The organism is Nocardioides sp. dk884 (assembly GCF_009557055.1).
In the GTDB taxonomy this organism is placed as follows: domain Bacteria; phylum Actinomycetota; class Actinomycetes; order Propionibacteriales; family Nocardioidaceae; genus Nocardioides.
The window spans coordinates 3,655,268-3,666,862 of the sequence record NZ_CP045649.1 but is presented as its reverse complement, the minus strand read 5'-3'; the positions used below and the strand labels follow the sequence as shown (position 1 = coordinate 3,666,862).

10 protein-coding genes are annotated in these 11,595 nt (G+C 73.1%); 3 read left to right on the top strand and 7 right to left on the bottom strand.

Going from position 1 to position 11,595, the window contains the following annotated elements:
• Positions 1–26: 26 nt before the first annotated feature.
• A complete protein-coding gene (locus tag GFH29_RS17505) occupies positions 27–1,241 on the bottom strand; it encodes a DUF4032 domain-containing protein (protein WP_153325046.1) in 1,215 nt (404 codons plus the stop codon).
• A 41-nt stretch (positions 1,242–1,282) separates the two neighbouring features.
• Positions 1,283–3,133, bottom strand: coding sequence for an alpha-amylase family glycosyl hydrolase (locus GFH29_RS17500; protein WP_228387578.1), 1,851 nt, complete (start codon positions 3,131–3,133; stop codon positions 1,283–1,285).
• 184 nt (positions 3,134–3,317) lie between these two features.
• Between GFH29_RS17500 and GFH29_RS17495 the strand changes: the two genes are divergently transcribed.
• Together GFH29_RS17495 and GFH29_RS17490 are read left to right on the top strand one after the other, a co-directional pair.
• A complete protein-coding gene (locus GFH29_RS17495) occupies positions 3,318–4,571 on the top strand; it encodes an LCP family protein (RefSeq protein ID WP_153325045.1) in 1,254 nt (417 codons plus the stop codon).
• Positions 4,562–4,753 (top strand): hypothetical protein, encoded by a 192-nt coding sequence (locus tag GFH29_RS17490; RefSeq protein WP_153337418.1) that lies wholly within the window; start codon positions 4,562–4,564, stop codon positions 4,751–4,753. The genes GFH29_RS17495 and GFH29_RS17490 overlap by 10 nt, the downstream gene beginning before the upstream one ends.
• Positions 4,754–4,771: 18 nt before the next feature.
• Here GFH29_RS17490 and GFH29_RS17485 read toward each other — a convergent pair whose 3' ends face one another.
• The 3 genes from GFH29_RS17485 to GFH29_RS17475 are packed head-to-tail and all read right to left on the bottom strand — an operon-like array spanning position 4,772 to position 6,261.
• A complete protein-coding gene (locus tag GFH29_RS17485; protein ID WP_153325875.1) occupies positions 4,772–5,200 on the bottom strand; it encodes an MscL family protein in 429 nt (142 codons plus the stop codon).
• Positions 5,201–5,248: 48 nt separating this feature from the next.
• A complete protein-coding gene (locus tag GFH29_RS17480) occupies positions 5,249–5,896 on the bottom strand; it encodes an SAF domain-containing protein (RefSeq protein ID WP_153325044.1) in 648 nt (215 codons plus the stop codon).
• Between the two features lie 50 nt (positions 5,897–5,946).
• Entirely contained in the window at positions 5,947–6,261 is a 315-nt protein-coding gene (locus GFH29_RS17475) for an FmdB family zinc ribbon protein (RefSeq protein ID WP_153325043.1), read from the bottom strand.
• A gap of 136 nt (positions 6,262–6,397) precedes the next feature.
• Between GFH29_RS17475 and GFH29_RS17470 the strand changes: the two genes are divergently transcribed.
• On the top strand, positions 6,398–9,013 hold the full coding sequence (locus tag GFH29_RS17470) for a penicillin acylase family protein (protein WP_153325042.1): 2,616 nt from the start codon (positions 6,398–6,400) through the stop codon (positions 9,011–9,013).
• A gap of 522 nt (positions 9,014–9,535) precedes the next feature.
• Here the strand turns inward: GFH29_RS17470 and GFH29_RS17465 are convergent.
• Positions 9,536–10,840 carry an HNH endonuclease signature motif containing protein gene (locus GFH29_RS17465; protein WP_153325041.1) on the bottom strand — a complete coding sequence of 435 codons (1,305 nt, stop codon included), beginning with the start codon at positions 10,838–10,840 and terminating at the stop codon, positions 9,536–9,538.
• A gap of 159 nt (positions 10,841–10,999) precedes the next feature.
• Complete coding sequence (locus GFH29_RS17460; RefSeq protein ID WP_228387576.1) at positions 11,000–11,545, bottom strand: 5-formyltetrahydrofolate cyclo-ligase; 546 nt, start codon at positions 11,543–11,545, stop codon at positions 11,000–11,002.
• Positions 11,546–11,595 lie beyond the last annotated feature (50 nt).

The window sequence follows — 11,595 nt, the reverse complement described above, 5'->3', positions numbered from 1 at the left end:
GCGCCGAGTCGGCGCCAGTGGCGCGCTCAGACGTCGAGCACCGGAGTGACCAGCTCGTCGGGGCGTCCGGGCAGTACGCCGGCGACGTAGTCGGCCGCGGTGTCGAAGATGCTGACCTCGTGGCCGGCGCGCTCGGAGAGGTACCACCGGTGCACCAGCACCTCGTGGAAGAACTCCGCCGGGTCGAGCTTGCCGCGCTGCTCGGGCGGGATCATCGCGATCAGCGGCTCGTAGACCTCGGCCAGCCAGCGCGCCGCGACCCGGCTGCGGTCCTCGCGTCCCAGGTCGTGGTGGGCGGTGTACGCCGCGAGGTCGTTGAGCAGCCGTCGCGCCTGGGCGTCCTCGACCTCGAGCCCGGTCAGCGCGCGCAGCTCGCGGCGGTGGTGACCGAGCTCGACGACCTTGGGCTGGATGCGCACCTGGTCGCCGTCGAAGTCGGTGACGATGTCGAGCTCGTCGACGTCGAAGCCGAGGTCGTTGAGGCGCTCGATGCGCTGCTCGATGCGCCACATCTCCGCGACCGAGAACTCCTCGACGTCGGTCAGCTCGGCCCACAGCGCGGTGTAGCGCTCCTGGATCGACATCGCGATCAGGTGGGCGGGGGCGTCCGGGTCCAGGGCCCCGGAGGCCTGGAGGTCGAGGAGCTCGGCGAAGACGTTCTCGGTGGCGATCGTGATGTCGTGCTCGCGCATCGGACGCGACAGCGTCGAGCGCAGCTCCCCGGTCTCGGCGTCGACGAGGTACGCCGCGAACCCGCCCGCGTTGCGCCGGAACAGCACGTTGGACAGCGACACGTCACCCCAGAAGAAGGACGCGAGGTGGAGGCGCACCAGCAGCACCACCAGCGCGTCCACCAGCGCCGGCACCCGGTCGGTGGTCAGTCCGTGGGAGAACAGCGTGCGGTAGGGCAGGGAGAACTGCAGGTGCTCGGTCAGCAGCGCGGAGGGCAGCTCCTCGCCCTGGGCATCGACGCGTCCGGTGACCACGCTGTGCGGCGAGACCGACGGAAGATCGAGCCGCTGGAGGTCGCGCAGCAGCCGGTACTCGCGAAACGCCATCGCCTCGACGGTCTCCTTGACCGCGTAGGTGCGCGGGCCCAGCCGGATGAACCGGACGACGTGGCGCGACAGTCCGCGGGGCAGCGGCAGGACGAGCTCGTTGGTCCAGTCCTCCAGCGGCACCGACCACGGGACCCGCAGCATGGCCGGGTCCGGGCGGGTCGCGACGATGCGCAGCGCCATCGCCCCACCATAGGGGGCACCCCCGCGCCAGGGAACGGGCCTCAGAGGCGCCACACGGTGAGCGAGGCGCCGTCCCCGGCCGGCACCACGACCTCCGCGTCCTCCCGCTCGAGCGGGCCCGGCGCGCCCTCGGTGGCGACCACCACCGTGCCGTCCAGGTCGCCGGCGGGACCCAGGAGCTGCCCGGCCGGGAGTCGTACGGCGGGGCCCGCCGCGCGGCGCGCGGCGACGAGGACGTTGCCGTCGGGGTGCTCGCGCACGAACACCAGGGTGTCGTCGTCGACGTGCGCCCAGCGCAGCCCGCCGCGACGCAGCGCAGTGTGCTCGCGGCGCGCGCTCGCCAGCGCGGCGTACGCGGCGAGGGTGGTGGTGTCCCACCGCTCGCGGTGCTGCCAGGGCATCGGGCGCCGGGAGTCCTCGCCCGCGATCCCCTCCAGGCCGATCTCGTCGCCGGCGAAGACCATCGGCACGCCGGGCAGGGTGAACTGGAGGCCGGCCGCCACCCGGTGCCGCGCGGGGTCCTGGGTGACGGTGCGGATCCGGGCGCTGTCGTGGGAGCCCAGGATGTTCCACGACGCGCTCGCCGCGCGCCAGCCGTAGCGGGCCAGCCACTCGCGGAAGGTGCGCTGCACCAGCGGCCCCGGTCGCACCGGCACCGGCAGCGGGCGCCCGAAGGGACGCGCGGGGGAGTCCGGGGAGCGCAGCCAGGACCACACCGGCCAGGAGAAGCCGGAGTAGTTCATCGTGCCGTGCCAGCCGTCGCCGTCCAGGTCCTCGGAGGCGTCGTGGTTGTGCTCGCCGATGACCAGCGCGTCGGGCCGCTCTGCCTGCGCGGTGCGTCGCACCGCCCGCGCGACCTCGTGGTTGACGTCGAGGGCGCCGAGGCGCCCGGTCATGTTCGCCACGTCGATGCGCCACCCGTCGACGTCGTACGGCGGGCGCAGCCAGCGCGCCACGATCGAGGTGGGCCCCTCGACCATCGTCGCGCGCAGGTCGGGGTCGGCGAGGTTGAGCTTGGGCAGGGTCGCGAACCCCATCCAGCACTCGTAGCCGCCGTCGGTGTCGAAGTGGTACCAGCTGCGGGTCGGGGCGTCGGGGGCGGCGGCCGCGCTCACGAACCACTCGTGGGTGTCGCCGGTGTGGTTGGTCGTCAGGTCGCCGAGCAGGCGCCACCCGCGGGCGTGGACGGCGCGGGCCAGCCGCTCGTACGCCGCGTCGCCGCCGAGCTGCGGGTCGACGCCGTCGAAGGTGGAGGCGTTGTAGCGGTGGTTGCTCTCGCCGGGGAAGACCGGTGTCGTGTACAGGATCGTGGCGCCGACCTCGGCGACGTGGTCGAGGTGCTCCACGATCCCGTCGAGGTCGCCGCCGAAGAGCTGGACAGCGGTGCGCGGGTCGCTGAGCTCGAAGACCACCTCGTCGTCCCAGTCCGCCGGCAGCGCCCAGTCGGGCGTCGCCCGCTCCTCGGCGGCCGCGGAGCGGGCGAAGCGGTCGGGGAAGACCTGGTAGACGACCCCGTCGCGGCCCCAGTCCGGCGCCGGCTCGTGCACGGTGACCCGGAAGTCGAAGGCGTCCGAGACGTCGTGCTCGGCGATCCCCGCCGCGGTCAGCCACCGCTGGTTGCCCTCCGCGTCGGCGAGCAGGAACCGGTAGTGGGTGAGGGGGTTGTGCGCCGGCAGCGTGCCCTCCCACCAGGTGGTGTCGGCGTCGCGCGAGGTGACCGTGCAGGGGTGGTAGACCGGCTCCGCGTCGTACGTCGTGCGCAGCCAGACCTGCTCGACCGGGTCTCCTGCGGCCGTGCGGACACGCACCGTGACGCTGGCGCCGAGCGCCGGCGCCTCGTCGTCGAGGTACGTCGGGGAACCGTCGTGGTGGGGTTCGTGCAGCAGGCTCACCCGCCCAGGGTCCCCGATCGCTGCCGGTCGCACTCCCGGCGAGCTCCCGCGACGTGCGTCACACCCCGACATGCTTGACGTGTGCGTGACACCGGGTCCCGGTTTCGCGCTCGGGGCGAGGCCGGAGGACAATAGGGGCGACCGCGTAACGTCGGTCGCGCCGCCCACGCACCCGAGGTGACAGATGCCCGAAGAGCAGCCCCCTGCTGCCCCGTCGGACGTCCCCGCGCCCGCCGGACGACGCAAGGCCAAGCCGCCGCGTCGCCACACCGTCGCCAAGGTGATCGCCTCGATCGTGGTCACCCTCGGCATGGTCACCGCGCTGGGCACGATCTGGCTCTACCGCGACCTCACCGGCAACATCACCGTGCAGGACATCGCCGACCAGCTCGGCGACGACCGGCCCGACAAGGCGGTCGACGACGGCCCGCAGGAGCCGCTCAACATCTTGGTGATGGGCTCCGATGACCGCGACGGCGACGGCAACAACATCGACGGTCTGACCGGCAGCGGCCAGCGCTCCGACACCACGATCCTCTTCCACCTCTCCGGGGACCGCTCCCACGCCTACGGCGTGAGCATCCCGCGCGACTCCCTGGTCACCCGGCCCGACTGCATCGCCGAGGACGGCAGCGTCATCCCGGGCGCCGAGAACGCGATGTGGAACGACGCGTTCGCCCTCGGCGGCCCGGCCTGCACGATCCAGCAGTTCGAGGAGCTGACCGACGTGCTCGTCGACCACTTCGTGGTGGTCGACTTCGCCGGCTTCAAGGACATGGTCGACGCGATCGACGGCGTGCCGGTGTGCGTGCCCGAGGACATCGAGGACCCCAAGCACGGCATCTTCATCGAGGCAGGCACCCGCGACCTGAGCGGCGACGACGCGCTCAACTACGTGCGTGCCCGCTACACCCTGGGTGACGGTTCCGACATCGGCCGGGTCAAGCGCCAGCAGGCGTTCATCGCGGCGATGGCCAACAAGGTCGTCTCCGGCGGGGTGCTGGCCCGCCCGGACCGGCTGATCGGGTTCCTCCAGGCGGCGACCAGCTCGCTGACCGTGGACCCGGGGCTCAGCAACCCGCTCAAGATCAGCAAGGTGGGCCTCGGCTTCCAAGACATCGGGCTGTCCAACATCCGCTTCATCACGGTGCCGTGGGCCTACGACACCCGCGAGGAGTTCCGCGGCCGTGTCGTGTGGACCGAGGACGCCGAGAAGGTGTGGCAGCGGGTGCGCGACGACGAGCAGATCTCGCGGCGTCTCGACAGCGGCGCGATCAATGCGGCCACCGTCCCGGGCGGTAGCAAGGGCTCGGGCGACTCGGAGGGGTCGGACGGCTCGGACGAGAACGCCGGGGACGGCTCGGGCGAGGACTCCGAGTCCGCGGCTCGCGACGAGGAGCAGCGCCAGGCGCTGGCCGACGCGGGGCTGTGCGTGTGATCGCCGAGCACGGGTCCCGTGAGTCCGGGGCGTCGGACTGGGAGCGCCGCAAGCGCCTCGCCGAGGTCTTCGGCGAGACGCTGCCGGAGACCACGCGCGACGAGCGCGAGCCGGAGCCCGGCCGGGACCGCGGCAACGACGACTGGCTGCGTGCGCAGGTGCCGCCGCACCACGGCTCCTGACCGCGGGTCGGCTCGGGCTCAGACCCCCGGGTTGGTGGCTCCGGGACCGCCGGTGACCCCGGGGTTCGTGGTGCCGCCCTGGGCGGTCCCGCCCTGCTGCGCGGCGAGCAGGTCGCGGATCTCGCCGAGGATCTTGATGTCCTCCGGCGTACCGGGCGGGGCGCTGGGGAAGTAGCGCTCCTTGGCCTTCGTGTACGGCGTGACGATGAAGAAGTAGACGACCGCGGCCAGGATCACGAACGAGATCAGGGCGGTGAGGAACGCGCCGACCGAGACGCCCTTCGGTTCGTAGTCGGAGAAGTCCTTGACGCCGCCGACCTTGCCGACGAGATCCATGATCACGTCCACCAGCGCGGTCACCACTGTCGCGAACGCGCCGCCCATGATGAACGCGACGGCGAGCTCGATGAGGTTGCCGCGCAGGAGGAAGTTCTTGAATCCGCTCAGCATGGGGGCTCCTAGCGTGTCCTGGGGGAAGAAGCGGGGCCCCGCAGGCTAGCGGGCGTAGGAGAAGCTCAGATAGCGCCGGGCAGCTGCGTCGGCCAGGCCGGGAACGTCGCCCTCCAGCGCCCCGACCACCACCAGCCGGCCGCCGAGGCCCTGGGCGCCGGCGTCGGCGGTGTGGTCGGGGACCGCCAGCACCGGCACCGAGCGGGCGACCACCGCGGGCTCACCGCCCTGCGGGTCGGCGGCGATGAGGTCGACCACGTCACCCACCCGCAGCAGCGCGGCCATGGCGGCGTCGGGAAGCCGCACCGGCACCGCGACCAGCCCGGGGTGGGCCTCGGTCAGCGCCGGGCCGACGAGACGTACGTCGGTCACCGCCTCGCCGGTGCGCAGCGGCGAGGCGAGCACCCGGCCGAGCGGGTCCTCGGCGAGCCCGGCGGGCTCGGTGCCCGGCGCGAAGCCGACCTCGACCAGGTCGCCGGCGACCAGCTCCGCACCCGAGGGCAGGTCGTGGGCCGCGACGAGCACGGGACGGCGCTGCGGTGGCGGCTCGGCGCCGGCCTGGAGGCCCGCCGCGACCGCGACCGCGACGAGCACCGCGGCCAGCAGCCGGCGCCGGGCCAGCACCGCACGTCGTACGGCGCGGGCCGCGCGGACCGGCCCGCGCGGGGTGACGGGGGAGAGGTCGAGGGGCATCCCTCGACGCTAGGACGCGCTGCGGCCCCCCGCAGCCGCCCTCCACAGGGTCAGCTGCTGGAGGACGCCGCCGGGGTCGAGGTCGTCGTCGAGGTCGAGGTCGAGGTCGTCGAGGTCGAGGACGAGCCGGAGTCGCTGGATCCCGAGGAGGAGCTGGAGCTCGCGGCCGGCTCGCTCGCGGAGGACGAGGAGCGGCTGTCGGTGCGGTAGAAGCCCGAGCCCTTGAAGACGACGCCGACGGCGTTGTAGAGCTTGCGGAGCTTGCCGGTGCACGCGGGGCACTCGGTCAGGGCGTCCTCGGAGAAGCTCTGGACCTGCTCGAACTGGTGGCCGCACTCGGTGCAGGCGTACTGGTAGGTAGGCATGGGGGCTCCGGGGTGCTCGGGACTGCTCGGCGGCCCGGGAGGGCCGCGCGGGGAAGGTCGTGTCGACGCCGAAATGAGGGTGTTGGCACTCGGCGTGCGCGAGTGCCAATGATACGACACGGCAGAATGGCGCGCGATGAGCAACGCCACATCCTCGCAGGGCCGGGTCCGTCGGTGGGCCCGGTCGTTCGCGAGCCAGCCGCGGGCCGTGCGGCTCACGACGTACGTCGCGGCGGTGCTGGTGCTGGTGCTGCTCGCCGGGACGCTCGCGGTCGCGGCGCTCCAGCAGCGCCCGCTGCCGCAGGTCGACGGCTCCCGTGAGCTCCCCGGGCTGGGCGCCGACGTGGAGGTGCTGCGCGACGAGCACGGCGTACCGCAGCTCTACGGCGACTCCCTGACCGACCTGGTGCGCGCCCAGGGTTACGTGCACGCGCAGGAGCGGTTCTTCGAGATGGACGTGCGCCGGCACGCGACCGCCGGCCGGCTCGCCGAGCTGTTCGGCGAGGACGCGGTCGAGAGCGACGCGCTGGTCCGCACGATGGGCTGGCGTCGGGTCGCGGAGCGCGAGCTGGCGATGGTCGCGCCCGAGACGAGGGAGGCGCTGGAGGCGTACGCCGCCGGCGTGAACGCCTACCTCGCCCAGCACTCCGCCTCTGAGATCGCCGTGGAGTACACCGTGCTGCGCCTCGGCGGGCTGTCCTACAGCCCCGAGGAGTGGACGCCGGTCGACTCGCTGGCCTGGCTCAAGGCGATGGCGTGGGACCTGCGCGGCAACATGGGCGAGGAGATCGGGCGGGTGCTGGCCGAGGCGGAGGTCGGCACCGTGCGGGCCCGCCAGCTGTGGCCGGCGTACCCGTTCGAGGAGCACGCGCCGATCGTCGGCGAGGGTGCGGTGATCGACGGGGTCTTCGAGCCCGGGGCGTCCGGCCCGGACAGCCGCAACCCGCTGCGCCCCGGCTACACCGCCGGCGAGCGCGCGGCCCTGCGCGAGGTCGGCGCGAGCGTGCGGGCGCTGCCGGCCCTGCTCGGGCGCGGCGACGGGATCGGCTCCAACAGCTGGGTGGTGGACGGCGAGCACAGCGAGACCGGCGCGCCGCTGCTCGCCAACGACCCGCACCTGGGCGTCACGATGCCGGGGGTGTGGATGCAGATCGGCCTGCACTGCCGCACGGTCTCCGAGGACTGCCCCCTCGACGTCGCGGGGTTCAGCTTCTCCGGGGTCCCCGGCGTGATGATCGGGCACAACGCCGACATCGCCTGGGGGTTCACCAACCTGGGGCCCGACGTCACCGACCTCTACCTCGAGCGCATCGACGGCGACCGCTGGCTCGACGACAGCGGCTGGCGACCGCTGGGGACCCACACCGAGACGATCGAGGTCGCGGGCGGCGACGACGTCCAGCTCGAGGTGCGCCGGACCGACCAGGGTCCGGTGCTCTCCGGCGTCTCCGACCAGCTCGCCTCGGTCGCGGACGAGCGCGGCGCGCGCGACGGGCGGGAGTACGCCGTGTCGCTCGCGTGGACCGCGCTGGAGCCGGCGCCCACCGCCGACGCGATCCTGGCCCTCAACCTGGCCACCGACTGGGACTCCTTCCGCGCGGCGGCCGCCGACTTCGCGGTGCCGGCGCAGAACCTCGTCTACGCCGACCGGGAGGGACACATCGGCTACCAGGCGCCCGGGCGGGTGCCGGTGCGCAAGTCCGGCAACGACGGCTCGCTGCCCGGGCGCGGCTGGCGGGCGGAGGACGAGTGGACCGGCACCTCGGTGCCGTTCGCGGCGCTGCCGTTCGCGCTCGACCCCGACGAGGGGTTCGTGGTCACCGCCAACCAGGCGGTCGTCGGTCCCGGCTACCCCTACCACCTCACCGACGACTGGGACCGCGGCTACCGCGCGCAGCGGATCCGGGACCGGCTCACCGACCGGCTCGCCGACGTCGGCGCGGTCTCCGTCGACGACATGCTCGACCTCCAGCTGGACCGCCACCACCCGTTCGCCGCCACGCTCACGCCGTACCTGCTCGACGTGGAGCTGCCCGACGGCTACGTCTCCGACGGCCAGCGGGTGCTCGAGGAGTGGGACCACAGCCAGGACGCCGACAGCGCCGGCGCGGCGTACTTCAACGTGGCGTGGCGCAACCTGCTCGAGCTCACCTTCCACGACGAGCTCTCCGAGGAGCTGTGGCCCGACGGCGGGCAGCGCTGGTACGCCGTGGTCGCGCGGCTGCTCGAGCGCCCCGACGACCCGTGGTGGGACGACATGCGGACCCCTCAGCGGGAGACGCGCGACGACGTCCTGGCTGCCGCGCTGAGCGAGGCCCGCGACGACCTGACCCGGCTCTCCGACCGCGACCCCGCCGCCTGGCAGTGGGGTCAGCTGCACCGCCTCGAGCTGCGCTCCCCGTCGCTGGGGGAGTCCGGGATCGCCCTGGTCGAGCGGCTGGTGAACCGCGGCGGCTGGCAGGTCGGCGGCGGCAGCTCGACGGTCGACGCCACCGCCTGGGACGCCGCCGAGGGCTTCGAGGTCACCGCCGCGCCCTCGATGCGGATGGTGGTCTCCCTCGCCGATCTCGACCAGTCGCGCTGGATCAGCCTTACCGGCGTCTCCGGACATCCCGCGAGCGAGCACTACACCGACCAGACCGACCTCTGGGCGCGCGGCGAGACCATCCCCTGGCCCTTCGGTCCCGACGCCGTCGAGGACGCCGCCGAGCACCGGTTGGTGCTCGAGGCGGTCGAGGACGACGAGCGCTGAGACTTCGCGGGGTCCCGCGCGCCGGTGATCGATCTACTCGTCCGGCGGGTGCGTGGTGACGAGCCGGGTCTCCCCGCGGTCCTTCACCAGATGCAACCCTGGGGTGATCGCCAGAGGTACGTCGCCGCGTCGGTCTTCGCCCGATGATGTTGTCGGCAGAGCGGGGCGAGGTTGCAGCTGCCGTGGCGCCGCCTGATCCCTGGGCGGTGTCGCAGCGGCGTGCGTGGCGTTCGCGCCACTCGCGGACCTGGTCGGTAGACACGAGGGAGCGGTCTCCTCGATGTGGGCGATGCCGGCCTCGTCGCGATTGATGGCGCGTGGGAGAGGTGGACGTGGACCGAGGACCGAGGCTTCGGGGTTCGCTGTGGCCGGTGGTCGAGCGGCGTGTGGTGGTTGAGCCAGGCCCGTGTCGAGCGGAGGCCCGTTGGTCGATCTTGTCGAGACCGGAGTCAGAGGGCCGAGCCGGGGCAGGGGTGTGGCCCCGCCGACTGGCTGCTGCCGGCGGGGTCCGGGGCGGTCGATCTACTCGTTCGGCGGGTGCGCGGTGACGAGGCGCGTGGTGCCACCGTCCTTGATCAGGTGCAGACCGTGGGGTGATCGCCAGACGTAGGTGGCCGCGTCGGTCTTGTCGTAGGTCCACGCGGTGTGGGTCTTGGCCCGGTGATGTCGCCGGCAGAGCGGGGCCAGGTTGCAGGAGCAGGTCGGACCGCCGTCGCCATGTGCGGTGGCGTGGTCGGTGTCGCAGCGCCGGGCGGGTCGTTCGCACCAGGGGAAGGCACACACAGGTTGCGCCAGACGGGTCTGCTCGGCCAATCGGTCGGGGATCGCGTAGGCGTCGGTGTGGTGATGAGCCTCGAGATCGATGACCGGCTTGATCACGACCTGCGCGTCGCTGCTGCACCACTCGCGGACCTGGTCGGTCGACACGATGGATCGGGTCTCTTCCACGTGTGCGATGCCGGCCTCGTCGCGAGAGATCGCGGCCGCCGAGAGGTGGACGTGGATGACGACCTGGCGGGGCTTGATCACCGAGGCGGCGCCGTCGCCGTCACCGGCTTCGGCGCGCAGGTCGAAGGCCAGTTGACGCCGGGCAAGCTCACCGGCCGCCATCGACCGGCGCACGTCCAACGACTCGGTGACCCCGAGTTCGGCGAGCCCTTCGGCGCCCTGGCGGATGGCGGTGTCGAGGTCGATCGCGTCGGCAAGGTCGAGAACCCCCTCGACGTGGACGGTGCCGTCGTGGGTCGCCTCGCGGGTGTGGACGTCGAAGCGACGCCCATCGGCCGCCTCGCGGCGCTGCTTCTCCGCGCCCTCGGGGTCGAAGGCGACCCGGGCCTGGTCGACGAGCCGCTCGATCCCGGCCCAGCTGATCTTCCCGACGACGGCAGCGAGCTGGCGGTCCACGAACTCAGCCCCGTCCAGCGGCAGCGTGGTGGTCAGCTGCGCGAGTCGCCGGGCTTTCCAGAGCGGCACTTTGCCGGCGCGGACCAGCTTCCAGGTCCGCTTCAGTCGGTGCGCGAGCTCGAGCGCGTCACCGACCAGCGCCCGTGACGAGTCGGTGGACATGCCGATCGCGGCGCCGAACTCCATCGGCGCGAACTCCGCCACCAACGGCGCACCCTCACCAGCCAGCGGCACCGCGACCTCGCCGAAGACCAACCCGGTGGTCGGCGCCTCGGCGACCGACTCCTCCGGGTGCATCGACGCCCACACGAGAGCGGCCTCTAAGACGTCGATCTCCGCCCGCTGGGCCGCAGCCCGCCGGCGCTGTGCGAACGCCAGCACGGCGGCTGGGGTGTCGCAGTCGGGGAGCTCGTGGTCGGCCATGCCTCATCTTACTCGAACGCGCGTTCGAGTAAAAGGGGTCGGGCGGAACCAGAAGGTAAAGACTTCCGGGTCGCGGCGGCGTCGTCCGGGAGTGGGGTTCGACGCCCTCGACCGACTGACCGAGCCCGACCAACGCGCCGAGCTCGACCCCGAAAAGACCTAGAACCGCACCAACCCCGCGGGGGAGCAGGCGGCGCGGACGGGGCGGTCGTGGGGCTCGGTGGGGACGTCGACGCCGACCTCCTCGTCGTACAGCAGTGCGCAGGTGAAGGTGCCCGCCGGCACTCGGCCGAGCGCCCGGTCGTAGGAGCCGCCGCCGCGGCCCAGGCGCATTCCACGCGCGTCGACCGCGAGGCCGGGCACGAGCACGGCGTCGGCGGTGGCGATCGCGGCGACGCCCAGGGAGTCCTCGGGTTGGAGCAGGCCGAGCTTCGCGGGGGCGAGGGACTGCTCGCCGCGCCAGGTGCCCCAGTCGAGGTCGCCGTCGGACATCAGGCGCGGCAGGATCACCCGGCGTCCGGCGCGGGTCAGTGCCTCGAGCAGGGCGGTGGTGCCGGGCTCGGTGCCCACCGAGACGTACGCCGCGATCGTCGCGGCCCGCGCCACTTCCGGGGTCCCCACGAGGTGTCCGGTGATCGCGCGCGCGGCCGAGCCGATCTCGGTCAGCGGCAGGCGTCGGCGCGCCGTGAGCAGGCGGTCGCGCACGGCGGTCTTGGCCGCCGCCGCTCCGGCCGGTGGGATTCTGGGAGGAATTT

What these genes read in the sequence shown, in the direction of transcription:
- GFH29_RS17465 (WP_153325041.1), bottom strand. Translation starts at nt 10,840, where the DNA reads ATGGCCGACCACGAGCTCCCCGACTGCGACACCCCAGCCGCCGTGCTG.
- GFH29_RS17470 (WP_153325042.1), top strand. Translation starts at nt 6,398, where the DNA reads ATGAGCAACGCCACATCCTCGCAGGGCCGGGTCCGTCGGTGGGCCCGG.
- GFH29_RS17480 (WP_153325044.1), bottom strand. Translation starts at nt 5,896, where the DNA reads ATGCCCCTCGACCTCTCCCCCGTCACCCCGCGCGGGCCGGTCCGCGCG.
- GFH29_RS17505 (WP_153325046.1), bottom strand. Translation starts at nt 1,241, where the DNA reads ATGGCGCTGCGCATCGTCGCGACCCGCCCGGACCCGGCCATGCTGCGG.
- GFH29_RS17475 (WP_153325043.1), bottom strand. Translation starts at nt 6,261, where the DNA reads ATGCCTACCTACCAGTACGCCTGCACCGAGTGCGGCCACCAGTTCGAG.
- GFH29_RS17495 (WP_153325045.1), top strand. Translation starts at nt 3,318, where the DNA reads ATGCCCGAAGAGCAGCCCCCTGCTGCCCCGTCGGACGTCCCCGCGCCC.